At 63.0% G+C, this 24,091-nt stretch carries 20 protein-coding genes; 14 read left to right on the forward strand and 6 right to left on the reverse strand.

Annotated features, from left to right (window positions below; all coding sequences use genetic code 11):
- The first annotated feature begins 30 nt into the window (after positions 1 to 30).
- The 5 genes from Q9Q94_RS15990 (at position 31) to Q9Q94_RS16010 (ending at position 5,707) form a co-directional block, all read left to right on the forward strand.
- Positions 31 to 519 (forward strand): TRAP transporter small permease, encoded by a 489-nt coding sequence (locus tag Q9Q94_RS15990; RefSeq protein ID WP_305981118.1) that lies wholly within the window; start codon positions 31 to 33, stop codon positions 517 to 519.
- Positions 510 to 1,805, forward strand: coding sequence for a TRAP transporter large permease (locus Q9Q94_RS15995; RefSeq protein WP_305981119.1), 1,296 nt, complete (start codon positions 510 to 512; stop codon positions 1,803 to 1,805). The genes Q9Q94_RS15990 and Q9Q94_RS15995 overlap by 10 nt, the downstream gene beginning before the upstream one ends.
- Positions 1,806 to 1,937: 132 nt before the next feature.
- On the forward strand, positions 1,938 to 2,630 hold the full coding sequence (locus tag Q9Q94_RS16000) for a GntR family transcriptional regulator (protein WP_305981120.1): 693 nt from the start codon (positions 1,938 to 1,940) through the stop codon (positions 2,628 to 2,630).
- A gap of 331 nt (positions 2,631 to 2,961) precedes the next feature.
- On the forward strand, positions 2,962 to 3,756 hold the full coding sequence (locus Q9Q94_RS16005) for an ABC transporter substrate-binding protein (RefSeq protein ID WP_305981121.1): 795 nt from the start codon (positions 2,962 to 2,964) through the stop codon (positions 3,754 to 3,756).
- 1 nt (position 3,757) lies between these two features.
- Positions 3,758 to 5,707 carry a GGDEF domain-containing protein gene (locus tag Q9Q94_RS16010; RefSeq protein WP_305981122.1) on the forward strand — a complete coding sequence of 650 codons (1,950 nt, stop codon included), beginning with the start codon at positions 3,758 to 3,760 and terminating at the stop codon, positions 5,705 to 5,707.
- Between the two features lie 322 nt (positions 5,708 to 6,029).
- Here the strand turns inward: Q9Q94_RS16010 and nhaD are convergent, their stop codons facing one another.
- The 3 genes from nhaD to Q9Q94_RS16025 all read right to left on the reverse strand — a co-directional run bounded on the left by nhaD (position 6,030) and on the right by Q9Q94_RS16025 (position 9,692).
- Positions 6,030 to 7,313 carry a sodium:proton antiporter NhaD gene (nhaD, locus tag Q9Q94_RS16015; protein WP_305981123.1) on the reverse strand — a complete coding sequence of 428 codons (1,284 nt, stop codon included), beginning with the start codon at positions 7,311 to 7,313 and terminating at the stop codon, positions 6,030 to 6,032.
- A gap of 371 nt (positions 7,314 to 7,684) precedes the next feature.
- Positions 7,685 to 8,311: a response regulator transcription factor gene (locus Q9Q94_RS16020; RefSeq protein WP_305981124.1), complete on the reverse strand. Its 627-nt coding sequence runs from the start codon at positions 8,309 to 8,311 to the stop codon at positions 7,685 to 7,687.
- Positions 8,312 to 8,327: 16 nt separating this feature from the next.
- Positions 8,328 to 9,692, reverse strand: a complete 1,365-nt coding sequence (locus Q9Q94_RS16025; RefSeq protein ID WP_305981125.1) for a cache domain-containing protein — start codon at positions 9,690 to 9,692, stop codon at positions 8,328 to 8,330.
- Positions 9,693 to 9,966: 274 nt separating this feature from the next.
- On the opposite strand from Q9Q94_RS16025, the gene Q9Q94_RS16030 reads away from it, so the two are divergent.
- From Q9Q94_RS16030 to Q9Q94_RS16065, 8 genes are all read left to right on the forward strand, one after another.
- Positions 9,967 to 12,030 (forward strand): carbon starvation CstA family protein, encoded by a 2,064-nt coding sequence (locus Q9Q94_RS16030; protein ID WP_305981126.1) that lies wholly within the window; start codon positions 9,967 to 9,969, stop codon positions 12,028 to 12,030.
- A 116-nt stretch (positions 12,031 to 12,146) separates the two neighbouring features.
- A complete protein-coding gene (locus Q9Q94_RS16035) occupies positions 12,147 to 12,341 on the forward strand; it encodes a YbdD/YjiX family protein (protein ID WP_305981127.1) in 195 nt (64 codons plus the stop codon).
- A gap of 57 nt (positions 12,342 to 12,398) precedes the next feature.
- A complete protein-coding gene (locus tag Q9Q94_RS16040; RefSeq protein WP_305981128.1) occupies positions 12,399 to 13,400 on the forward strand; it encodes a GTP-binding protein in 1,002 nt (333 codons plus the stop codon).
- Positions 13,401 to 13,659: 259 nt separating this feature from the next.
- On the forward strand, positions 13,660 to 15,264 hold the full coding sequence (locus Q9Q94_RS16045) for an ABC transporter substrate-binding protein (RefSeq protein ID WP_305981129.1): 1,605 nt from the start codon (positions 13,660 to 13,662) through the stop codon (positions 15,262 to 15,264).
- A 188-nt stretch (positions 15,265 to 15,452) separates the two neighbouring features.
- Positions 15,453 to 16,463, forward strand: coding sequence for an ABC transporter permease subunit (locus Q9Q94_RS16050; protein ID WP_305981130.1), 1,011 nt, complete (start codon positions 15,453 to 15,455; stop codon positions 16,461 to 16,463).
- A gap of 7 nt (positions 16,464 to 16,470) precedes the next feature.
- The gene (locus tag Q9Q94_RS16055) at positions 16,471 to 17,385 is read left to right on the forward strand and encodes an ABC transporter permease subunit (protein ID WP_305981131.1); all 915 of its coding nucleotides are present in this window, start codon (positions 16,471 to 16,473) and stop codon (positions 17,383 to 17,385) included.
- 5 nt (positions 17,386 to 17,390) lie between these two features.
- Positions 17,391 to 18,356 carry an ABC transporter ATP-binding protein gene (locus tag Q9Q94_RS16060; RefSeq protein WP_305981132.1) on the forward strand — a complete coding sequence of 322 codons (966 nt, stop codon included), beginning with the start codon at positions 17,391 to 17,393 and terminating at the stop codon, positions 18,354 to 18,356.
- Complete coding sequence (locus Q9Q94_RS16065) at positions 18,353 to 19,342, forward strand: peptide ABC transporter ATP-binding protein (protein ID WP_305981133.1); 990 nt, start codon at positions 18,353 to 18,355, stop codon at positions 19,340 to 19,342. The genes Q9Q94_RS16060 and Q9Q94_RS16065 overlap by 4 nt, the downstream gene beginning before the upstream one ends.
- A gap of 120 nt (positions 19,343 to 19,462) precedes the next feature.
- On the opposite strand, the gene Q9Q94_RS16070 is transcribed toward Q9Q94_RS16065, so the two are convergent.
- The 3 genes from Q9Q94_RS16070 to ubiA all read right to left on the reverse strand — a co-directional run bounded on the left by Q9Q94_RS16070 (position 19,463) and on the right by ubiA (position 22,350).
- A complete protein-coding gene (locus tag Q9Q94_RS16070; protein ID WP_305981134.1) occupies positions 19,463 to 19,885 on the reverse strand; it encodes a hypothetical protein in 423 nt (140 codons plus the stop codon).
- An 11-nt stretch (positions 19,886 to 19,896) separates the two neighbouring features.
- Positions 19,897 to 21,390, reverse strand: a complete 1,494-nt coding sequence (ubiD, locus tag Q9Q94_RS16075; protein ID WP_305981135.1) for a 4-hydroxy-3-polyprenylbenzoate decarboxylase — start codon at positions 21,388 to 21,390, stop codon at positions 19,897 to 19,899.
- Positions 21,391 to 21,483: 93 nt separating this feature from the next.
- Entirely contained in the window at positions 21,484 to 22,350 is an 867-nt protein-coding gene (gene ubiA / locus Q9Q94_RS16080) for a 4-hydroxybenzoate octaprenyltransferase (protein ID WP_305981136.1), read from the reverse strand.
- A gap of 116 nt (positions 22,351 to 22,466) precedes the next feature.
- Here ubiA and Q9Q94_RS16085 point away from each other — a divergent pair, with 116 nt between their 5' ends.
- Entirely contained in the window at positions 22,467 to 24,083 is a 1,617-nt protein-coding gene (locus Q9Q94_RS16085; protein ID WP_305981137.1) for a methyl-accepting chemotaxis protein, read from the forward strand.
- The last annotated feature ends 8 nt before the right edge of the window (positions 24,084 to 24,091 follow it).

Genomic DNA, 24,091 nt, shown 5'->3' on the forward strand with positions numbered 1-24,091 from the left:
TGGTTCCAAGATGCTGCTGGAGGAATTTCGATGTACAGCAAACTCTGCGCGCGGCTGGCGAAAGCCAGCCTGATGTTCGCCGCCGCCGGACTGGTGACGATCATCGCATGCGTTCTGTATCAGGTGTTCGGTCGCTATGTATTGAACGACACCCCCACCTGGGCCGAGCAGTTTGCACTGCTGCTGGTCTCCTACGTCACCATGCTGGGCATGTCCGTCGGCGTGCGTGACTCGGGCCATATCGGCCTGGAATCGTTTCTGGTACTGGCTCCCGACGCCGTACGCCAGAAGCTGGAACTGGTGATCCACCTGCTGCTGATCTGCTTCGGCAGCGCGATGGTCTATTACGGCAGCATCCTCGCGGTTGACCAGTGGAACGAGCTGCTGCCCACGCTGGGAGTTCCGGACGGGGTCCGCTACCTGCCCATCTGCATTTCAGGCGCCATGATCGTGCTGTTCTCGATCGAGCACTTCATCGCCATCATCAACAATACCGAGGTGGAACCAGCATGGCACTGAGCGCAATGACCCTGGCCTTCATCGTCTTCCTGCTTATCGGGGTTCCGGTCGTGTTCTCGATCGGCTTGTGCTCCCTGGTAACGGTCTTCGTTGCCGGCCTGCCCGGCGAGGTCGTCTTCCAGAAAATGGTGGGGGGAATGCAGGTCTTCTCCTTCCTGGCCATTCCTTTCTTCATCTTCGCTGGCGAGCTGATGCTCTACGGTGGCATTGCCGACAAGATCGTGGATTTCGCAAAGGCCGCGGTCGGCCACGTCCGGGGCGGACTGGGCATGGCCAACGTGGTGGCGTGCACCCTGTTTGGCGGCATTTCCGGCTCCGCCGGTGCCGACGTATCCGCCATGGGTGCGGTGCTGATCCCGGTCATGAAACGCGAGGGCTACCACGCGGACTACGCGGTCAACGTCACCACTCACGCGGCATTGGTCGGCGTGCTGACCCCGACCAGCCTGAACATCATCATTTTCACCCTCGCTGCAGGCGGCAAGGTCTCCGTGTTCGACATGATCCTCGCCGGCATCATTCCTGCGGTACTCCTCACCGCCAGCAACCTGATCGCCGCCTACTGGGTCGCCGTCCGGCGCGGCTATCCGAAGGGGCAGTGGCCGGGCTGGGGAACCGTGCTGAGCACATTCGGCCGCGCGCTGCCCGGGCTCTTCGTGGTGGTGCTGATCCTCGGCGGAATCCTGTCGGGCATGTTCACCGCCACCGAGTCGGCCTCGGTCGCCGTGCTCTACGCCCTGATCCTGACAGCACTGGTGTATCGCAGTCTGAGCTGGGACCAGTTCGTGACCGCCTGCGTCAAATCAGTGAAAACCACGGGCGTGGTGCTGGCCCTGATCGGGATTTCGGCCACCTTCGGCTACTTCCTCGCCTACTACTCGGTCCCCGCATTGGTCGGCGACTGGATGGGGCATGTGTCCAGTTCGCCCTGGGTCATCTTCCTGCTGGTCAATCTGGCGCTCTTCGTACTCGGGACCTTCCTCGACATGGCCCCGACCATTCTGGTGTGCACGCCGATCTTCCTGCCGATCTGCATGAAGTACGGCATGGACCCGATCCAGTTCGGCATCGTCATGCTGCTCAACTGTGCGCTGGGCCTGAACACGCCACCAGTAGGCACGACCCAGTTCATCGGCTGCGCCATCGCGAAGATCTCGGTAGGTGAGGTAATGCGCTCGATCCTGCCTTTCTACGGCTCGCTGATCGCCACCATGCTGTTCATCACCTACATCCCGAGCCTGTCGTTGTGGCTGCCACAGCTGGCCCGGGCCATGGCTGCGCACTGAACGAGTGCCTGATGGGGTTGGGGGTTTGCGTCGCACACCTGTGGCGCAAACCCCGTCATCCGGCCAAACAGCACAGCCCCTGTACTTTCAAGGGATAATCTCTTCTTGCCCCTCACCAGACCGACACCTGCAATGCTGCCGCCAGAACTGCTCACGCTCAATCCGAACGAGTCCGTCAATCTGCAGATCTACCGTGCCCTGCGTCAGTCCATCGTCAACTGCACCCTGCTGCCGGGTGCCGCCGTGTCCGACAAGGAAATCTCCGAACTCTTCGGCGTTTCGCGTCAGCCGGTACGCGATGCCTTCATCAAGCTGGCTGGCGCCGGCCTGATCCAGGTGCTGCCACAGCGCGGCACCTTCGTCATGAAGATCTCGCCCAAACGCGTGCTCAACGGCCGCTTCATCCGAGAAGCGGTCGAAGTCGCCGTGGTCACGAAAGCGGCGGAGGTCATCGACGACGAACAGTTGCTGGCGCTGACCAGCAACATCGAGCAGCAAAAGCTCGCCGCGGCCAAGGGCGACATCGCCCGCTTCCTCAGCCTGGACGAGGAATTCCACACCGGCCTGGCACGCAGCATCGACTGCATCGAAGCCTGGGAACTGATCGAAGACATCAAGGCCCACATGGACCGGGTGCGCTATCTCAGCCTGGGCGAAATCACGCCTCTGCAGATGCTGATCGCCCAGCATGCGGCAATCCTCGAAGGCCTGCGCGCACACGATCCGCGCCAGACCGAAGCCGCCATGCGCGCCCATCTGCGTGAAATCCAGCTCTCCTTCGGCCCGATCCGCGAGCGCAATCCGGACTGGTTCGAGGCCGAGTAAGGACCTGTTCCCCGGGCTGGTCAGGATGCGTAGTCAAGACGAAGAGTGCCGCATCCCGACAAGGGGCGGGCATGCACACCTGCGGGCAGCCCGTCGGCCAGGCATGCCCCAACAACAGCCCGCCTGAAGACCCGCACCGGGCGGACATCTTCAGCATGCATGCCGGCACAGCCGCGCGCATCAAGGCGCTGCGGACAGATGCCCCGCAAATAGCCGCCACACAAGGCTTCTCAGGCATGAAGCTTGCAGCTCCCGATCGGGCAGGCAAGTTTTCCGGCACACAGCCGTAAAGAGCTGGAACGTCCGCCCGGATTGCCCCGAAGGAGCTCTCATGTCGCGCCCTCTGCACGCCCTCCTGTTTGCCGGTCTGCTTCAGGCCAGCGCCTCCGTCATGGCCGCCGGCGGGCCGGACTGCTCGCGGCCGCTGACCCTCGCCCTGCATGAGCACGGCCTGCTGTATTCCTCCGCCACCGACAGCGGCATCGACCGCGACATCGCCGACGAACTGATCCGCCGCAGCGGCTGCAAGATCACGGTCACCCTGATCCAGCGCGCCCGCATCTGGCAGCTGATCGAATCCGGCGCACTGGATTTCAGCCTGTCCGGCATCACCAACGAAGCCCGCGACAAATTCGCCAGCTTCGCCTGGTACTTCTCCAACAAGTATTACCTGCTGGTGCGCCGCGATGCGGGGGTGAAGGACATCGACGACTTCGCCCGCAACAACGCCCTGCAGCTGGGCGTGATCCGCGGCTTCCGCTACAGCCCGACCGCCAACACCCTGGTCGACCGGCTCAACGATGCCCGGCGCGTCAGCCATTCGTCCGGACTCGAGCCGCTCTACGAGCTGCTGCAGGCCAACCGCATCCAGGGCATGATCATCGAGCCCTTCGACTATCCGGCGGTGGAGAACGGCAAGATCCGCGCGATCAGCAACACGCTCGAATTCGGCGACGACTCCGTTCATCACGGCCTGATCATGTCGAAAAAATCCCTCAGTACCGAGGAGCAGGAGAAGTGGCGCCAGCTGATCCGCGCCATGCGCGATGACGGCAGCACGCAACGCATCTTCGAGAAGTACTTCCCGCCCGAACTGGCCCGCACCCTGACCCGTTTCGGCAACTGACATGCCCTTGCGCCAGCACCTTCCCGCCCTGCTGGTCTTCACCGTCTCGCTCGGCGTCACCGCCCTGCTGTGGCGACACGAGCAGCAGATCACCGAACGTCATCTGCACACGCAGTTCGACTACAGCCTGCGCGACACCACCGCCCGCATCGTGCAGCGACTGAGCGCCTACGAGCAGATGCTGCGCGGCGTGCAGGGGTTTCATGCCGGCGCCGAAGATATCCGCCGCGACGAATTTGCCGCCTACGTAAATGCCCTGCAGCTGGGTGCCGATTTCGCCGGCATTCAGGGCGTCGGACGGATCCACCTCGTCGCACGCGAGGACAAGGAGCGCCTGCAAGCCGAACTGCGCAGCCAGGGCTTGCCGGACTTCACGATCCGCCCCGGCGACGAACGCAGCATTTACGCCCCGATCACCCAGGTCGAGCCCTTCACCGGACGCAACCTCATCGCCCTTGGCTTCGATCCCTACACCGACCCGACACGCCGTGCCGCCATGGATGCCGCGCGGGATGCCGGCGTCCCGCGCATCACCGGCAAGTTGCACCAGATCCTCGACCAGAAACCGGATGACGGTCCCTCCTTTGTGATGTACGCCCCGCTGTTCCGGCAAGGTACGGCGACCGACTCGCTCGCCGCGCGGCGTGCCAGCATCATCGGCTGGATCTATGCTCCGGTACGCCTGACCGAACTGATGGCCAGCCTGTATGGCGAGCCCGACCCCGACATCGCCATCCACATCCATGACAGTGTGGACACCCGGCCGGAAACCCTGCTGTTCGCTTCACACCCCAGCGCAGCCTTCACCGACCTGCAGACTCATGAATATCTGGAGGTCGGCGGCCACAGCTGGACCATCGAAGCCCACGCCCTGCCCGGCTTCATGGCCCGCTTTGGTCGCAGCGATGCCCGCATCATCGCCATCAGCGGCCTGTGCCTGAGTCTGCTGCTGACCCTGCTGACCCACCTGCTGGTCAGCGCCCGCCAGCTTGCCCTGGCGCTCGCCCACCGCATGACCGACGATCTGCGCAGCAGCGAGGAACGCTGGAAATACGCACTCGAAGGCGCCGGCGACGGCGTATGGGATCGCGACCTGCTCACCAATGCCGTGTTCTACTCGAAACGCTGCCTGGAGATTTTCGGCTACACCGACAGTGACATCAGCCCCCTGCGCAGCGAATGGGTCGAGCGCATCCATCCCGACGACCAGGCCGCCGCGCTGGCCGCCACCGCCGCCTGCATGAACGGCCAGCAAAGCAGCTTCGCCAGCGAATACCGCCTGCGCTGCAAGGATGGCAGCTGGAAATGGATCCTCGCCCGCGGCCGGGTAATGAGCCGCGACCGCCATGGCAAAGCCCTGCGCCTGATCGGCACCGTCTCCGACATCGACGAACGCAAAGCCATCGAAGAACACGTTCGCCACATGGCCCAGCACGATCCGCTGACCAACCTGCCCAACCGCGCCCTGTTCGCCGACCGCCTGCAACAGGCGCTGAACCTCGCCCGCCGCGATCAGGCACACCTCGCCCTGTTCTTCATCGACCTCGACGAGTTCAAGGGCGTCAACGACCAGCACAGCCACTCCGCCGGAGATCTCCTGCTACAGGAAGCCGCCCGGCGCATGCAGGCCTGTGTGCGCGAATCCGATACCGTCGGCCGCATCGGCGGCGACGAATTCGTCGTCCTGCTGCCCGCCCTGAACAATGTCGACGATGCCCGGCACGTTGCCGACAAGATTCGTCATGCCCTGGCCGAGCCCTTCCTCCTCGACGGCCTCCCCCTGCACATCTCCGCCAGCATCGGCATCGCCTGCTATCCCGAGCACGGCGACAGCAACACCCGCCTGTGGGATGCTGCCGACACCGCGATGTACGCGGCCAAGAGCGCCGGCGGCAACCGCGTGCAACTCGCCACGCCCGATACTGCTTCTGAAATACAGCCCGCCGGCTAGCCGCTCCGGACGGACTTCTTCGGCACGCCTGCCCGCACCGCGACCTGCAGCAAGCATCTTCATGATCACCACCTGAAGATCAAGGCGCGGAGCGGCTTTTCAGGCAGGCATGATCTTGCAGGCTCATCGTCCCGGACAAATTCCGCACGCAAAAAAAGGGCGGCAGCGCCGCCCCGAATTTTTCGCAATTTGCCTTACGACACAAAGGGAGTGGGAAGCCCCCTCTGCTGGAACAGCAACGGCCTGGCCCGAGGGAGCCCGGCCGTTTGTGCGACACCCAGCGCAAGCGCTTTGCGTCGAACCCGGTGGAAGGGTCTGTCTGTCAGTGCAGCAGTTGATGCTGCAGCAGATAGACGCCTGCGCCAGCAAGGTAGCCGACCAGGGCCAGCCCGCTGATTTTCCTGACGTACCAGAAGAAATGGATCTTTTCGAGGCCCATCGCCGCGACGCCCGCCGCCGAGCCGATGATCAGGATGGAGCCGCCCGTTCCCGCACAGTAGGCAAGGAACTCCCACAGGAAATGATTGGGCGGGAAGGCCGTCAGGTCGTACATCCCCATTGAGGCGGCCACCAGTGGCACGTTATCCACGATGGCGCTGACCATGCCGATCAGCAGCACGATGATGTCCAGCCTGCCGACGGTTTGATTCAGCCACTGGGCGAGCGCCGTCAGGATGTGCGTGTGCTCCAGCGTGGCAACCGCCAGCAGGATGCCGATGAAGAACACCAGCGAGCTCATGTCAATCCTGCTCAGGGCGTGCACCAGCGTGAGAGGCTGTTTGAATGCATCTTCCTTGTGGCGATGCACCAGATCCCCCACCAGCCAGAGAAGCCCGAGGCCGAACAGGACACCCATGAAGGGCGGCAGGTGCGTCACGGTCTTGAACACCGGAACGGCAATCAGAATCCCCAGTCCCAGGAAGAACATCAGGTTGCGCTCAAACCCGGTCGTGCGCAGGCCGTGATCGATGTCGCCCGCCTCTCGGCTCACAACGGCGCGTCCCCGCAGGGAATACGCGGTGATGGTCAGCGGCACGATCAGGCTGACCAAAGAGGGAAGAAAAACCGACTTGATGATGGCCAGCGCGGTGATCTGCCCGCCGATCCACAGCATCGTGGTCGTGACATCGCCGATCGGCGACCATGCGCCGCCCGCATTGGCAGCAATGACGATGATGCCGGCAAAGAAGATGCGGTCCTCCCTGTCGGCCAGCAGCTTGCGCATCAGGGAGACCATGACAATGGTGGTTGTCAGGTTGTCGAGTATCGCACTGAGAAAGAAGGTGACGAACCCGACCAGCCACATCAGGGACGACAGTTTCGTGGTTTTGATCCGCCGGGTAATGACTTCAAAACCGTTGTGCGCATCGACAAGCTCGACGATCGTCATCGCACCCATCAGGAAGAACACGATCTGGGCGGTGCCCATCAGCGATTCGCCGAGCTGTTCGCTGAGCAGATGCGGGTCACCGACCGACATGGCGTAGACGGTCCACAACAGGCCGGCGCCCAGCAAGGCCGAGGCTGATTTGTTGACGCCGAGAGGATGCTCCAGCGCGATGGCCGCGTAGGCAATCACGAAAACAAAGACCAGCGTAATCAGCATGGCAGATCCCCCAGGCAGGGCGTGCTCAGGGCAGCTGGAGACAGGAAGTGGCGGGGATGGCGCAGGTCGAACGACACTGGCGGCGTGCAGGCGCAAGGAAAGTTCACGGGTGCTCTCGATCAGCGTGCGGCGGCCCGACCGTCACGAAAACCTGTCCGCGGCAGAATTGCGCTTTGCAGACACCCGAGGGCGATTATACACAGCCGGATCGGATCGCCAAGCAGGCTGCCAGCTATGGCATCAGGCGCCGCAAACGTCCCCGATCACCACGTAGCATGCCCACAAACCCGCGCCCGGCGGGCTTCTTCAGGCAGCATGCTGAAGAAGCTTGCTGCATGCGGCTCTCCGGGCAGTCTAAGAACAGAGCGTATTCAAGCGCCGGTCAGCTTGCGCTCCACCGCGAACTTGATGAGTGCGGAACTGCCTTCCAGCTCGCATTTGCGCTTGATGTTGAGGCGATGGGTTTCGACGGTACGCACGGAGAGATCCAGACGGGAGGCAATCTCCTTGCTGGAAAGTCCGTCGGCGATCAGTTTCAGGACTTCCTGTTCACGCTGGGTGAGCAGCGGCGCCGGGGTAGCGCCCGCCGCCAGCGCGTCGGCAACACCGGCAGAGTAATAGCGCCGGCCGGCCATGACAGCATGCACGGCAGCAACGATTTCCTGCGCCGGACTGTCCTTGAGCACATAGCCCCGCGCTCCGTGGCGGAAGGCTTCGACCACATACTGGGGCTGATCATGCATGGTGAGCATGATGACCTGCACCTGCGGATACTGCTCGTGGAACTGGCGCACGAGGTCGATGCCGCTGGTGCCGCGCATGGCGATATCCATCAGCACCACATCTGGCTGGCTGCGCTGCATGGCAGCAAGTGCGCTGGCCGCGTCTTCGGCCTCGGCAATGACGGTGAAGCCCGTGACGGTTTCAAGGCGCACGCGCAGGCCATCACGCACCAGCGGATGGTCGTCGACGAGCATGAGTTTTACGGCGGAATTCATTTTCAGAGTCCTCTGATCATGCGCGCAGCGCGGCTGCGGTCAATACGATTTCGATGCTGGTGCCCTGCGGCCCGGCCCGCATGAAGAACATGCCGCCCAGCGTCTCGATGCGTTCGCGCATGCTGGTCAGCCCGAGGCCGCCGCGTGGCAGGGCAGCAAGTGCTTCCGGGTCGAAACCGCGACCGTTGTCGGTGATGCTCAGGCGCAGGGCCTGCGGCCGGCTCATCAGGGTGACGGTTACTTCGCTGGCATGGGCGTGTCGCTCGATATTGGTGAGGGCTTCCTGCACGACACGGAACAGGGCTGTGGCGACCGGGCCAGGCAAGGTCGGATTGTCCTCGGCCTTGAGGCAGACCTGCAAACCAGTACGCGTGCCGAATTCATTGAGGGTCTGGGCCAGGGCGGCCTTGAGGCCCAGATCGTCCAGTGCCGTGGGGCGCAGGTCGTGCGAGATGCGGCGCACTTCACGCAGCACTTCGTTGAGCCGCGTAACGCCCTTGTCGGTCATCTCGGCCAGCCCGGCCGGAGCCTCGCCACGCAGCTGGGCCACCCGTTCCTGCACGGATTCGAAAATGAATTTCACCGATACCAGCAACTGGCTGACCCCGTCATGCAGTTCGCGCGCCACGCGGGCACGCTCGGTTTCCTGCGACAACACGACCTGATGCGCCAGAGCACGCATGCGGACCTCGGCACTGCGCTGGGTGGACAGATTCAGCGCAAAGCCGCAAATCGCCACGATCAGCGCCGCCGCCCCGGCAATCACCACAATGATCGTCATGGTGGCGGAAATGGCATTGCTGGCGGCTTTTTCGATCCGCATCCGGGCGTCGTCCAGATCGTCCAGATAGATGCCGGTACCGATCATCCAGCCCCATTTCGGCTCAAGCGCTACGTAACCCAGCTTGCGCTCAACACGATGTGTCGAGGGACGATTCCAGAAGAATTCGACGTAGCCGCCCCCCGCCTTGGCCTGGGCAATCAGGCGCTGGATGGTCGGCACGCCCTGCGGATCGAGCATGTCCCACAGGTCCTTGCCGACCAGTTGCGGCTCGCGCGGGTGCATGAGATTGCGCCCACGCTGGTCATACACATAGAAGTAGCCATCCTCGCCGAAATCCAGCTGCTGCAGGATGTTCAGCGCATGTGCCCGCGCCGCCTGCTGATCGGGCGCATCGTGCAAGTGTTCGATAGCCCCCATGGCAAGGTCGACGTAGTGCTTGAGCTCGGTGCGCCTGGCGCTTTCGAGCACCGGCAACACGGCCCGGGTTTCAGCGTCAGCCAGGGCTTCGGTCTCTATCTGCACCACGGAAGCAATCGCTGCAATGGCAAGCAGCAGAGGCGCGACGGCGAGAAGGAGGACTTTCAGGCGCAGATTCATGGCCGCCATGCTAATCCGCCACAGGGGTGCTGGCTATGGGCTTCAGCGCGGCGATCACCCGCATTCAGGGTTCCCGGCTACGTAGAGCTACGCACCCGCTCTGCGTAGTCATCCTGATGTGCGCACTGGCGCAGCACACCATACTCAGCCCATCCCGGAAAAAGGTTTGAACGCCGACGGCCGGGACGAAGGGAGCAACGCAGCAATGCGCCAGGCCCACACCATAACCCTTGCGTTCGCGCTCACGAGGCGCGACGACACAGGAGGAGACACAATGAATCGCATCCTGCCCAAACTGGGCTGGGCCGCGCTGGCAGCACTCGGCGCGATTAGCCTGTCCTATGTGGCACTTTCACGCGGCGAAACCATCAACGCCCTGTGGGTAGTGTCCGCTGCCGTGTGCATCTATCTGGTGGCCTACCGTTTCTACGGTCTGTACATCGCCAAGACCGTGCTCGGCGTCGACTCGACACGCATGACCCCGGCCGTGAAGTACAACGACGGTCTGGACTACGTGCCGACCAACAAGAATGTGCTGTTTGGTCACCACTTTGCCGCCATCGCCGGCGCAGGGCCACTGGTCGGCCCGGTACTGGCTGCGCAGATGGGCTATCTGCCCGGTCTGCTATGGATCGTGGCGGGTGTGGTGCTGGCCGGCGCGGTGCAGGACTTCATCGTGCTCTTCATCTCGTCGCGTCGCGACGGGCGCTCGCTGGGCGACCTGATCAAGTCAGAGCTGGGGACCATCCCGGGCATGATCGCGCTGTTCGGCGCCTTCCTGATCATGATCATCATCCTCGCCGTACTGGCAATGATCGTGGTGAAGGCATTGGCCGACTCGCCCTGGGGGACCTTCACGGTCGCCGCGACGATTCCCATCGCGATCTTCATGGGCGTCTACATGCGCTACATCCGCCCGGGCAAGATCGGCGAAATCTCGATCGTTGGTTTCATCCTGCTGATCGCCGCCATTCTGGTCGGCGGCCAGGTAGCCGCCAGCCCGACCTGGGCCCCGCTGTTCACCTTCACCGGCACCCAGCTGACCTGGATCCTGATCGCCTATGGCTTCATCGCCGCCTCGCTGCCGGTGTGGCTGCTGCTGGCCCCGCGTGACTACCTGTCGACCTTCCTGAAGATCGGCACGATCCTCGGCCTGGCCGTCGGTATTGTCATCGTCGCCCCGATGATGCACATGCCGCATGTCACCAAGTTCATCGACGGCAGCGGTCCGGTCTGGTCCGGCAACATGTTCCCGTTCCTGTTCATCACCATCGCCTGCGGCGCCGTGTCGGGCTTCCACGCCCTGATTTCTTCCGGCACCACGCCGAAGATGCTGGACAACGAACGCTACGCAGCCTTCATCGGCTATGGCGGCATGCTGATGGAATCCTTCGTGGCCATCATGGCGCTGGTTGCAGCATCGGTGATCGACCCGGGCGTGTATTTCGCCATGAACAGCCCGGCCGCCGTCATCGGCAAGGAAGCCATCGAAGTTGCAGCGAAGGTTTCCGAATGGGGCTTCGTGATCACCCCTGACGTGTTGCTGCAAACGGCAACCGACGTCGGCGAGAAGACCATCATCTCGCGCGCCGGCGGCGCTCCGACCCTTGCCGTGGGCATGGCACACATCATTTCCGGCGCCATCGGCGGCAAGGCAATGATGGCCTTCTGGTATCACTTCGCGATCCTGTTCGAGGCGCTGTTCATCCTGACCGCAGTGGATGCAGGCACCCGTGCCGGCCGCTTCATGCTGCAGGATCTGCTTGGCGCCTTCGTACCGGTCTTCAAGCGCACCGAAAAGCTGGGGCCGAACCTGATTGGTACCGGCCTGTGCGTCGCCGCCTGGGGCTATATCCTGTATCAGGGCGTGGTGGATCCGCTGGGTGGCATCAACACCTTGTGGCCGCTGTTCGGCGTTGCCAACCAGATGCTGGCGGCCGTTGCACTGACCTTGTGCACGGTGGTGCTGTTCAAGATGAAGCGCGAGCGCTACGCCTGGGTCACCATTGCCCCGACGATCTGGCTGCTGGCCTGCACGCTGACGGCCGGTTGGCAGAAGATTTTCGACCCCAGCTTCAAGGTCGGATTCCTTGCCCAGGCAGCCCGCTTCAGCGCCGCCGCCGACCGTGGCGAACTTCTCGCCCCGGCCAAGAACGTTGGGCAAATGCAGCAAATCATCTTCAACCAGTATCTGGATGCGGCGCTGTGCGGCCTGTTCATGCTGGTCGTGATCGCGGTGCTGGTGTTCGGCATCCGCTCCTGCATGAAGGCTTATGCTGAAAACAAGCCGAGCTCGAAAGAGTCTCCTTACGAAGCGTTGCCTGAAAGCGCTGCGTAACGCATGATCCTGACGGTGGCTGCGCAAGTGGCCACCGTTCAGGTTTTTCCGGTCTGCCGCAGCCTCAGGCGGCAGACCGGAAAGACTTGAACCAGCCCCTCGACAGGAAAAACAGCGTGTTCAATGACCTCGCAAAACTCGGCAAATATCTCGGTGAAACAGCCCTCCTGATGGTCGGCCAGCCGGACTACGACGCCTATGTTCAGCACACCCGACTGAAGCACCCGGACCGCACGCCCATGAGCTACGCAGAATTTTTCCGCAACCGTGAAGATGCGCGCTTTGGCGGTGCGGTCGGGAAATGCTGCTGAAGAACAATGCCGGGGCCTGATGACGAAGCTCAGCCCCCAGCCCCCGGAATACTACAAATGATCCCTGTCACCCTCCTCACAGGCTTTCTCGGCGCGGGCAAAACCACCCTGCTCAACCGCCTGCTGGCGGCCAATCCGGATCAGCGCATCGCTATTGTCGAGAACGAATTCGGCGCCGTCGGCATTGATGCAGCACTGATCGCCCCGCAAGCCTCGACCATCATCGAGCTTTCGAACGGCTGCATCTGCTGCAGTGTGCGCGGCGAACTGTCCGCCGCCCTGCTCGATCTGCTGGCCCGACGCGAACGCGGCGAGCTGCATTTCAACCGGCTGGTGATCGAAACCACCGGCCTGGCCGACCCCGGCCCGGTGGTGCAGACCTTCTTCTGGGAAGAAGCGCTGCGCGACAAGTTCCAGCTCGATGCGGTGATCACGCTGGTCGATGTGTGCCACGCCACCGGCCAGCTTGACCGCGAGGCCGTGGCCGCCGCCCAGGTGGCCTACGCGGACTGGCTGATCCTGACCAAGACCGATCTGGCTGACGCCGGCAGCCTGCCCGAGCGCCTGCGCACCATCAATGCCCGCGCTGGCATCATCGACGTGCAGGAGCTCGACGCGCACTGGCCAAGCCTGCTCCAGACCGGTGGTTTCAGCCTCAACGAACACGGCCTGCCGGCCCGCCGGCTGCCCGCTGGCGGCTGGAAAGTGGCCGGTTCGGGCACGAATGCGTTCGGCCAGACCCCCGCCAAGCGTTCCTGGGACGACGCCATCGAGTCGCTGGTACTGGAGAGCGAAGGCTCGGTGAACATCGACGCCATCTCGGCATTCGTCGAGCGTCTGATCGAGGAGCATGCCAACGATCTGCTGCGCTACAAAGGCATCCTGTCCATCGCCGGCGAGCCGCGCCGGCTGGTCTTTCAGGGAGTGCACCGCATCGCCGGCTTCGACTACGGGCGGGATTGGGGCGCCGACGAGGCCCGCGAAAGCCGCATCGTCCTGATCGGTCGCGACCTGCCCCGCGAGCGACTACTGGCGGACTTCTCCGCGACCCTTGCCTGAAGAGGCAGGCACAAGGCGGACTCGCGGGATACCTGCCCGAAAAAGGCCGCTGCACGCGGGTTTTGTGCATATCACCAAAGCCATATGACCAATTTTTGCCAATTCGCGGAATTTTTGGCTGCAGTTGGTTTGGCTTGTAGATAAACTAGCCATACGCATCCGTAGCCCTGCCGAATACCCTCGGCGTTCAAGCCCCATCCGGGCCATCACTCGTGCTTTTCGCCGGCTTATCCAGCCGGCGCCCAACAGGAGGAACTTCATGTTGCGTATCACCGCTATTGCCTCGGGCCTGCTGCTCAGCCTGCTCGCAACCCCGGCCTTTGCAGCCAAGACCCTGGTGTATTGTTCGGAGGGCAGCCCGGAGGGCTTCAATCCGATGTTCTACACCACCGGCACCACCCACGACGCATCCTCGGCCCAGCTCTTCAACCGGCTGGTCGAATTCGAAGTCGGCACCACCAACATCGTGCCGGGCCTGGCCACCGCCTGGGAGATTTCCCCGGATGGCCTGAGCTACACCTTCAAGCTGCGCAAGGGGGTGAAGTTCCACACCACCGACAAGTTCACGCCGACGCGCGATTTCAACGCCGACGACGTGCTGTTCACCTGGAACCGCATGGCAGACGCCAACCATCCTTTCCACAAGAACAGCCCCGGCACCAACTACGCCTACTTCCAGGATATGGGCATGGCGAAGATCGTCGACAAGGTCGAGAAGACTGACGATTACACCGTGGTGTTCAAGCTCAAGGCGCCGGTCGCCCCCTTCCTCGCCAACATGGCGATGGACTTCATGTCGATCCAGTCGGCCGAGTTCGCCAGCAAGATGAAAGCCGCCGGCACACCGGAAGTCGTGGACCGGGAGCCGGTCGGCACCGGCCCGTTCCGTCTGCAGTCCTACCAGAAGGATGCCGTGATCCGCTACAAGGCTCACGACAAGTATTACGAAGGTCGTCCCAAGCTGGACAACGTGATCTTCGCGATCACCCCGGACGCTTCGGTGCGTCTGGCCAAGGTAAAAGCCGGCGAATGCCAGCTGATGGCCTACCCGAAGCCGGCCGATCTGCCCGCGATCAAGGCGGACACCTCGATCAACCTGCTGACCAAGGAAGGTCTGAACATCGGCTACATCGCACTGAACGTCGAGAAGAAGCCTTTCGACAACAAGCTGGTGCGTCAGGCCGTCAACATGGCCATCGACAAGAAGGGCATTCTCGACACCATCTATCAGGGCGCAGGCCAGGTGGCCAAGAATCCGATCCCGCCGATCATGTGGTCGTACAACGACAAGATCAAGGACTATCCCTACAACGTCATCAAGGCCAAGGAGCTGCTTGCCAAGGCCGGCCTGAAGGATGGTTTCGAGATGGAACTGTGGTATCTGCCGGTGCAGCGCCCCTACAACCCGGACGGCAAACGCATGGCCGAACTGGTGCAGGCGGATCTGGCCAAGATCGGCGTGACTGCCAAGCTGGTGACCTACGAATGGGGCGAATACCGCAAGCGCGCCAAGAACGGCGAGCATCAGGCCGTGATGTTCGGCTGGAGCGGTGACAACGGAGACCCCGACAACTTCTTCGCCAATCTGCTCTCCTGCGATGCCGTGGCTGGCGGCGGCAACTTCGCCCGCTGGTGCAACCAGGAGTACGACGGCATCATCAAGAAGGCCGCCAGCACAGCACAGAAGGCTGAGCGCAGCAAGCTCTACGAGAAGGCTCAGGAAATCGTCAAGGAAGAGGCCGTGTGGGTGCCGATCGCCCACTCCGTGCGCTTCGAGCCGGTTCGCAAGAGCGTGGTGGGCTACAAGACCGCCGCCGTGCCGACCAATCACTACTTTTCCAAAGTGGACGTAACCGGCAAGTAATTTCATTCCCGGACCAGACCTGTGTTTGCCGACGTCGGCTTGCCGTGCGCCAGCACGGATCTGCGCCTCGTCTTCGCGACATCTTTGCTCCGGGAATGAAATAGCCTGCCCGCCCCGCCGCCGTCCTCGCCAGGCTTTTCATGGCAAGGGCGGCGGTCTGTTGTTTCTGATCACGAAGTGTTCAATCCATGATTTCTTTCATCCTGCGACGCCTCGGCGTCCTGATCCCGACCTTCCTCGGCATCACGGTGCTGGTGTTCGCCCTGATCCATCTGATCCCCGGCGACCCGGTAGAGGCCATGTCCGGCGAACGCGGCATGGAGCCTGCGCGCTATGCGGCATTGATGACCGAATTCGGTCTGGACCGGCCACTGCCGGTGCAATACATCGACTACGTATTCAAGGCGGCCAAGGGCGACCTGGGCAATTCCATCGTCACCCAGGAACCGGTGCTGCGTGAGTTCCTCGACCGCTTCCCCGCCACCTTCGAACTCTCGCTGTGCGCGATGCTGTTTGCGGTCTGCCTGGGAATTCCGGCCGGCGTCATCGCCGCGCTCAAGCGCAATACACCGATCGACTATGGCGTGATGGGCGTGTCGCTCACCGGCTATTCGATGCCGATCTTCTGGTGGGCTCTGCTGCTGATTCTGTTCTTCTCCGTACATCTGGGCTGGACCCCGGTTTCCGGCCGGCTCGCCATCGAGTTCGACCCGGCCCGCGTCACCGGCCTGATGCTGATCGACTCGATCCTCTCCGGTGAAGAAGGCGCCTTCCTGTCAGCCGTGTCGCACCTGATCCTGCCGACCATCGCGCTGGGCACCATCCCGCTCGCAACCCTCGCCCGCATGACCCGCTCGGCGATGCTCGAAGTTCTGGGCGAAGACTATGTGCGTGCCGCCCGCGCCCGCGGTCTCTCTCCGCTGCGCGTGGTCGTGCGGCATGCCCTGCGCAACGCGCTGATCCCGGTGATCACGGTGATCGGCCTGCAGGTGGGCACGCTGCTGGCCGGCGCGATCCTCACCGAGACCATCTTCTCCTGGCCCGGCATCGGCAAATGGATGGTTGAAGCCATCCACCGCCGCGACTATCCGGTGGTTCAGGGCGGCATCCTGCTTTCGGCCACCCTGGTCATCGTCGTCAACCTGCTCGTAGACGTGCTCTACGGCGTCATCAATCCCCGCATCCGTCATGCCCGCTGAGCCCACGATGAATACGCCTCACACCCCATCCTCCGCGCCGGACGAACTTGCCGTGCTCGCGCCGCCCTCACCGATGGCCGAGCTGTGGCGCGATTTCTGCCGCAACAAGGGCGCCGTTTTCGGTCTCGCGCTGGTCAGCACCTATCTGCTGCTGGCACTGTTCGCCGGTTTCGTTGCCCCACATTCGCCGATCGAACAGTTCCGCGACGCCGTCCTCACCCCGCCGGCCTGGGAAGACGGCGGCAGCGTGAAATTCCTCCTCGGCACCGACGCAGTCGGGCGCGACATGCTCTCGCGCCTGATCTTCGGCTCACGCCTGTCACTGGCCATCGGTCTGATCTCGGTGACCCTGTCACTGTCACTGGGCGTCGTTCTGGGTCTGGCGGCGGCCTTCTACGGACGCAAGGTGGATACGGCCATCATGCGCCTGATGGACATGCTGCTCGCACTGCCCAGCCTGCTGCTGGCGGTGGCGGTGATCGCCATCCTCGGACCGGGACTGGCCAACGCCATGTATGCCATCGCGATCGTGCGCCTGCCGGCCTTCGTGCGCCTGACCCGCGCCACGGCGATTGCCGAACTGCAGAAGGATTACGTGATCGCCTCGCGCATCGCCGGAGCCGGCACCCTGCGCCTGATGTTCATCACCGTCCTGCCGAACTGTCTCGCACCGCTGATCGTGCAGGCCACTCTGGGGTTTTCCACCGCGATCCTGGATGCGGCAGCACTCGGCTTTCTCGGCCTCGGCGCCCAGCCGCCCACACCGGAATGGGGCTCGATGCTCGCCGGCGCCCTGGAATTCATCCAGCGCGCCTGGTGGGTTGTCAGCCTGCCCGGCATCGCCATCCTGCTCGCCGTACTGGCCTTCAACCTGATGGGTGACGGCCTGCGCGATGCACTCGACCCGAAACTGAAACGCTGAACGCCATGGCACTTCTCGACATCAAGAACCTTTCGGTCCATTTCGGCGCAGACGAGCGCCCGATGCGCGCCGTCGACGGTCTGGACCTTTCCATCGAAGCCGGCGAAGTCGTCGGTATCGTCGGCGAATCCGGCTCCGGCAAAAGCGTCACCTCGCTGGCCCTGATGGGCCTGATCGACGCGCCCGGCCGCGTGTTTGCCGACAGCCTGACATTCGATGGCCGCGACCTGCTGAAAATGCCGGCCCGTGAGCGCCGCGCCATGCTCGGTCGCGACATTGCAATGATTTTCCAGGACCCCGGCACCACCCTGAACCCCTGCTACACGGTCGGCGACCATCTGGTCGAAACCCTGGCCGTGCATGAAGGCGGCAGCCGCCGCGCACTGCGCGCCCGGGCCCTCGAACTGCTTCAGCAGGTGGAAATCCCCGATCCGCAAAGCCGCCTCGCGGCCTATCCGCATCAGCTCTCCGGTGGCATGAGCCAGCGCGTGATGATCGCGCTGGCCATCGCCTGCAACCCGCGCCTGCTGATTGCTGACGAACCGACCACGGCACTCGACGTGACCGTGCAGGCACAGGTGCTGGATTTGCTGTTGCGCCTCCAGCGCGAGCGCGGCATGGCCCTGATGCTGATCACGCATGATCTGGGCGTGGTCGCCCAGACCGCCCAGCGCGTGGTGGTGATGTATGCCGGCCAGGTCATGGAAACCGGCAGTGTGCCGGCCATTTTCAAGGAGCCACAGCACCCTTATACGGCTGCGCTGATGTCGGCCCTGCCGGAGAACAACGCCGGCCGCGAACGCCTGCAGACCATTCCCGGTGTGGTTCCCGGCGCCTTCGACCGCCCCGTCGGCTGTCTGCTCGCGCCGCGCTGCACGTTTGCCAACGCACGCTGCCAGAGCGAACATCCGGCCCTCGAACACACCCCGGCTGGTGCCGTGCGCTGCTTTTACCCGCTGGTGAAGTCATGAACGATCACTCCACGAATCACACCCATTTCCTGTTGCAGGTCGACAGCCTCGCCAAGCACTACCCGGTGTCCACCGGCTTCATGAAGCCCAAGGCACTGGTGCGGGCGCTCGACGGCGTGAGCTTCCATCTGGATGCCGGCAAGACGCTGGCGGTGGTCGGCGAGTCCGGCTGCGGCAAGACCACCCTGGCGCGCCAGATCACCATGATCGAAACGCCCACCGCCGGCCACCTGCGCCTCGATGGCATCGACATTGCCACCGCCACCGTGGCTGAGCGCAAGCAGCTGCGCCCCCAGGTGCAGATGGTGTTCCAGAACCCGTACGCCAGCCTCAACCCGCGCAAGCGGGTGGGCAGCATCCTCGAAGAGCCTCTCAAGATCCACACCACGCTGACGGCCGCCGAGCGCGGCGACAAGGCCCGCGCCATGATGGCCCGCGTCGGCCTGCGCCCCGAGCATTACGGTCGCTATCCGCACATGTTTTCCGGCGGCCAGCGCCAGCGCATCGCCATTGCCCGCGCGCTGATGACCAACCCGAAACTGGTGGTGGCGGACGAACCGGTGTCGGCGCTGGACGTGTCGATCCAGGCGCAGGTGCTCAATCTGCTGATGGACCTGCAGCAGGAAACCCGCGTCGCCTGCCTGTTCATCTCGCACAACCTCGCGGTGGTGGAGCACATTGCCGATGAGGTGCTGGTGATGTATCTGGGTCGCGTCGTCGAACACGGCACCAAGCGCCAGATCTTTGACCATGCGCGCCACCCGTACACGCGCGCCTTGCTGTCAGCCACCCCACGGGTGGATCCGGAGCAGCGCCAGGTGCGTTTCATGGCCAAGGGCGAATTGCCCTCGCCGCTGGATCCGCCTCCGGGCTGTGCCTTCCACCGCCGCTGCCCGCACGCTATCGCGGCCTGTGCAACGGATGTGCCGGAGCTGCGTCTGGTCGACAGCCACTGGACGGCCTGCCACCGCGCAGAAGAGATCTAGCGGGAGAGCCGCATCCGGCGGCACTCTTCACCATGCCTGCCTGAAGAGCGGCCCGCACAGGGCGTCTTCGGGCACATTGCCTGCAGACACAGGCGGGAAGCGGCTCTTCAGCCAGCCTGCTTACGCGACCGGCTTGCCTTCCTGCAGCGCCAGCCAGCCCTTGATGATGCGGTACACCGCCCACAGGCCGACCAGTCCGAACAGCAGCCAGTTGATCAGGAAGCCGACCAGCAGCAGGTAAAGCACCATGCCGATCAGCATCGCGATGGCGCACAGCCAGAAGGTGTCGGCCTGCCAGGCCAAATGGCTCTGCAGGAAAGTGCCTTTCACGGCATCGCGCTTCACGTAGTTGATGATGATGGCGATGATCGAAGTCCAGCCAAACAGGAAGGCCCCGATCATGGTTGCCGCCTGCGACCACGCGCCGATCACCAGCCCGATGGCGTGCAGCAGGTAGAGGACGTGCGTGAGCTGGATGTGCCCGGGCTGCGCCGGCGTAAAGGCATTGCCGTCAATCACGTCGATGGTCTTGTCGTCAGGCATGGCGTGTCCTTTCATAGCCCCAGTTCGCCCCACAGCGCATCCACGCGCTGCTTCACCGCAGCATCCATTTCAATCGTGCGGCCCCACTCGCGCTGGGTTTCGCCCGGCCACTTGTTGGTGGCGTCCAGGCCCATCTTGCTGCCCAGTCCGGCCACCGGCGAGGCGAAGTCCAGATAGTCAATCGGCGTATTGTCGACCAGCGTGGTGTCACGCGTGGCGTCCATGCGCGTGGTGATCGCCCAGATCACTTCCTGCCAGGAGCGCACGTCCACATCCTCATCCACGACGATGATGAACTTGGTGTACATGAACTGGCGCAGGAAACTCCAGATGCCAAACATCACCCGTTTGGCATGGCCGGGGTAAGCCTTCTTGATGCTCACCACCGCCATGCGATACGAACAGCCTTCCGGCGGCAGGTAGAAATCGGTGATCTCCGGGAACTGCTTTTGCAACAGTGGTACGAACACCTCGTTCAACGCCACACCCAGCATCGCCGGCTCGTCCGGCGGCTTGCCGGTGTAGGTGCTGTGATAGATCGGATCTTTCCGCATGGTGATGCGCTCGATGGTGAACACCGGAAATTCCGAGACCTCGTTGTAGTAGCCGGTGTGATCGCCATACGGGCCTTCCGCTGCCAGATCATCCGGATAAATGAAGCCTTCGAGCACGATCTCGGCACTGGCCGGCACCTGCAGATCGTTGCCAATGCACTTCGTCAGCTCGGTCTTCGCACCGCGCAAGAGGCCCGCGAACTGGTATTCGGAAAGCGAATCTGGCACCGGCGTCACCGCACCCAGAATCGTCGCCGGGTCGCAGCCCAGCACCACGCTCACCGGGAAAGGCTGGCCCGGATTGGCTTGCTGGAATTCGCGCAGATCGAGTGCGCCGCCGCGGTGCGCCAGCCAGCGCATGATCACGCGATTCCTTCCCAGCACCTGCTGGCGGTAGATGCCCAGATTCTGGCGCGTCTTCAGCGGCCCGCGCGTCACCACCAGACCCCAGGTAATCAGCGGCGCCACGTCGCCCGGCCAGCAATGCTGGATGGGCAGCTTGCCGAGATCAACTTGATCGCCTTCCCACACGATCTCCTGGCACGGCGCGCGACTCACCTCCTTGGGCGACATGTTCAGCACCTGCTTGAGCACCGGCCATTTCTCCCACGCGTCGCGCAAACCTTTGGGCGGCTCCGGCTCCTTGAGAAAGGCCAGCAGCTTGCCGACTTCGCGCAGCGGTTTTTGCCAATCGCCTGAAGAATCAGGACTGACGCCCATTCCCAAAGCCACCCTCTGCGGAGTGCCGAAAAGATTGGCCAGCACGGGCATGCCCTTGGCGACGCCCTGTGTATGCGGCTTCTCGAAGAGCAGCGCCGGGCCGCCGGCGCGCAGCACGCGGTCGGCAATCTCGGTCATTTCCAGATGGGTATCCACCGGCACCGGAATTCGCTTGAGTTCGCCAAGGGCTTCGAGCTGATGGATGAAGTCGCGCAGGTCTTTGTATTGCATAAGGGTCGTCACAGGAATTCACGTGAAATGGGCGTGGAACAAACGCTCATCATGGTTCGCATGGGTGGCCCGGAAAGCACCACGCCGAGCATTTCACCAGCGCACGCCATAATCGGCAAACAGACCGACAAAGATCATCAGACCCAGCCAGTTGTTGTGCAGGAAGGCCTTGAAACAGGCGGCCGGCTCCCGCTCGCGGATCAGGAACAGATGGTGAATGGCGATCAGGGCCGCCAGGCCCAGCGCGACGAAATAGGCTCCGCCCCGCCCGGTCTGCAACCCGACCCAGGCCATGATGGCGAGAAAGGCAGCGTAGCAGATCGCCACCGCAACGATATCGAAGCGGCCGAAGGTGATGGCCGAGGTACGGATGCCGATTTTCAGGTCATCCGCGCGGTCGACCATGGCGTATTCCGTGTCATACGCCACGGCCCAGAACACGTTGCCCAGCAGCAGCCACCAGGCCAGCGCAGGGAGCATCCCCTGCACCGCGGCAAACGCCATGGGAATGCCAAAACCGAAGGCGATCCCGAGCCATGCCTGCGGTATCACCAGGAAACGCTTGGTAAACGGATAGCTGACCGCCAGCAGCAGCGCCGGAATCGACAGCCACAGCACCAGTCGGTTCAAGGGCAGGATCAGCAGGAACGCCAGCAGCGCCAATCCGGCAGCCAGCAGCAGGGCTTCACGTGGCTTCACCAGCCCGCTCACCAACGGGCGCTCGCGGGTACGGGCAACGTGGCCGTCGAAATCCCGATCGGCCCAGTCGTTGATGACGCAGCCAGCCGAGCGCATCAGCACGGTACCCAGCAGGAAGATCCACAACACCCACAGGCCCGGAATGCCTGACGCGGCAAACCACAGCCCCCACAGGGTGGGCCACAGCAAGAGCAGGATGCCGATCGGCTTGTCCAGGCGCATCAGCTTTTCCCATGCATCGAGTCTTTGCAGCCCGTTCATCCCGGCGTCCTCCTTGGTTATCTGCCCCGATGATAGCGCGTCGCCACAATTACGGCTCAAGCCTGGCGGTGCTGACGCCGTTATTTGACTATCGTCCCCCGCGTGGAGGTTGTGTCATGAGCATCCGCCAGAAATTCCTTGCCCTGATGGGCTTGCTCGTCACCCTGATCGTGATGCAAGCGCTGATCGCATACTGGAGCAACAGCCGTGCCGACGCCCGCCTGCAAGGCATGTACAGCCAGCAGACCCAGAATCTGGCCAAACTTGGGGCCATGCTGGATGATTCCAATGTCGTCCGGGTACGCCTGCTGCGAGCCACCCTGGCAGCAACACCGGAAGCCGCCAGCAGCGAAATGTCACAGGTAGGCAAGTTGCTGGGGAACGTAGAAAAACTGTGGGGTGAGGTCAAACTCACCGCGACTTCAGAGGACGAACGCAAGTTCGTCGACAAATACGAAGCCTCGCTGGGCAAGTTCGTACAACAACGCACGGCCTGGATTGACGCGCTCAAGGCTGGCGATTTCGACAAGGCCAAAGCGGTAGCGAGCGACAAACTCACCACCGAAGCATTTCGTGATTCACGCAACGCCGTACGTGATCTGTTTGGGGTGGAAGACTCACTGGCAGCCAGCAGTTTTGAAGCAGCCAAAGCAGATTCGCGCCGTGCGCTGGGCGTCAGCCTCGGAGTCGTACTGCTGAGCATCATTGCTGCAGCACTGGCCGCACACTTCATTCTGCGTCCCATCGTCAGCCTTCTGCAGGGAGCAGTGCGTGTGGCCAGCGAAGTGTCGCAAGGCAATCTGACCGAAAAAATCGTGGTGAAGGGAAACGACGAAATCACCCAGTTGCTCGCAGCGCTGGAGCAAATGCAGAACGGCTTGCGCGACTCGGTACGCACCATGCGCCGCAGCGCCGGCGAGTTGAGCGACCAGGCCCAGGCGTTGACCCACGGCTCGCAGGAAATCCACACCCAGGCCACCACCCAAGGCGACGCCATGAATTCCGCTGCAGCGGCCATCGAGGAACTCACGGTGTCCATCAACGTGCTTTCAAGCAATGCCAATGAAGCCCATCAGACGACCGAACAATCGGGCCAGGAAGCCCGTGCCGGCGTGGAGGTGATCCTCGGCACCACCGAACAGATGCACAGTGTGGCGAGTACCGTGAACAAGGCATCCAGCACCTTGCAAGGACTGGGAGCGAAATCACAGCAGATCAACCAGATTGTGGATGTGATCCGCGAAATCGCCGACCAGACCAATCTGCTGGCGCTGAACGCCGCCATCGAGGCCGCCCGCGCCGGCGAACAGGGGCGCGGTTTCGCAGTGGTGGCCGATGAAGTGCGCAAGCTGGCTGAACGGACCGGACAATCCACCCAGCAGATCGCCAAGGTGATCGAGGAAGTGCTCAGCGAAACGGATTCGGCCATCCATGAAATGGAGGACGGAGTAGTCAAAGTGGAGGAAGGCACGCGCCTGGCGGAGGCCGCCGGCAATTCGATTCGTCAGATCGTGACCGGAACAGATCGCGTGAGCAGCATGGTAACGGACATTTCCAGTGCAATCCGCGAACAGACCACCGCTGCGCAGGATATTGCCAAGAGTGTCGAGCACGTCGCTCAAATGAGCGAGGAGGCCATTGTCATCGCAAATGCCAATGCCGCTTCTGCACGTGCGCTGCAAGGCTTGTCGCAGGATCTCGATAGCGCCGTGGCACGCTTCCGGCTGGATTGAGGCAGGCT

Origin of the sequence: Uliginosibacterium sp. 31-16 (genome assembly GCF_030730865.1) — a bacterium.
Classification (GTDB): Bacteria; Pseudomonadota; Gammaproteobacteria; order Burkholderiales; family Rhodocyclaceae; genus Uliginosibacterium.

Coding starts and splice junctions, on each gene's coding strand:
- Q9Q94_RS15990 (WP_305981118.1), top strand. CDS start 31: ATGTACAGCAAACTCTGCGCGCGGCTGGCGAAAGCCAGCCTGATGTTC.
- Q9Q94_RS15995 (WP_305981119.1), top strand. CDS start 510: ATGGCACTGAGCGCAATGACCCTGGCCTTCATCGTCTTCCTGCTTATC.
- Q9Q94_RS16000 (WP_305981120.1), top strand. CDS start 1,938: ATGCTGCCGCCAGAACTGCTCACGCTCAATCCGAACGAGTCCGTCAAT.
- Q9Q94_RS16005 (WP_305981121.1), top strand. CDS start 2,962: ATGTCGCGCCCTCTGCACGCCCTCCTGTTTGCCGGTCTGCTTCAGGCC.
- Q9Q94_RS16010 (WP_305981122.1), top strand. CDS start 3,758: ATGCCCTTGCGCCAGCACCTTCCCGCCCTGCTGGTCTTCACCGTCTCG.
- nhaD (WP_305981123.1), bottom strand. CDS start 7,313: ATGCTGATTACGCTGGTCTTTGTTTTCGTGATTGCCTACGCGGCCATC.
- Q9Q94_RS16020 (WP_305981124.1), bottom strand. CDS start 8,311: ATGAATTCCGCCGTAAAACTCATGCTCGTCGACGACCATCCGCTGGTG.
- Q9Q94_RS16025 (WP_305981125.1), bottom strand. CDS start 9,692: ATGAATCTGCGCCTGAAAGTCCTCCTTCTCGCCGTCGCGCCTCTGCTG.
- Q9Q94_RS16030 (WP_305981126.1), top strand. CDS start 9,967: ATGAATCGCATCCTGCCCAAACTGGGCTGGGCCGCGCTGGCAGCACTC.
- Q9Q94_RS16040 (WP_305981128.1), top strand. CDS start 12,399: ATGATCCCTGTCACCCTCCTCACAGGCTTTCTCGGCGCGGGCAAAACC.
- Q9Q94_RS16045 (WP_305981129.1), top strand. CDS start 13,660: ATGTTGCGTATCACCGCTATTGCCTCGGGCCTGCTGCTCAGCCTGCTC.
- Q9Q94_RS16050 (WP_305981130.1), top strand. CDS start 15,453: ATGATTTCTTTCATCCTGCGACGCCTCGGCGTCCTGATCCCGACCTTC.
- Q9Q94_RS16055 (WP_305981131.1), top strand. CDS start 16,471: ATGAATACGCCTCACACCCCATCCTCCGCGCCGGACGAACTTGCCGTG.
- Q9Q94_RS16060 (WP_305981132.1), top strand. CDS start 17,391: ATGGCACTTCTCGACATCAAGAACCTTTCGGTCCATTTCGGCGCAGAC.
- Q9Q94_RS16065 (WP_305981133.1), top strand. CDS start 18,353: ATGAACGATCACTCCACGAATCACACCCATTTCCTGTTGCAGGTCGAC.
- Q9Q94_RS16070 (WP_305981134.1), bottom strand. CDS start 19,885: ATGCCTGACGACAAGACCATCGACGTGATTGACGGCAATGCCTTTACG.
- ubiD (WP_305981135.1), bottom strand. CDS start 21,390: ATGCAATACAAAGACCTGCGCGACTTCATCCATCAGCTCGAAGCCCTT.
- ubiA (WP_305981136.1), bottom strand. CDS start 22,350: ATGAACGGGCTGCAAAGACTCGATGCATGGGAAAAGCTGATGCGCCTG.
- Q9Q94_RS16085 (WP_305981137.1), top strand. CDS start 22,467: ATGAGCATCCGCCAGAAATTCCTTGCCCTGATGGGCTTGCTCGTCACC.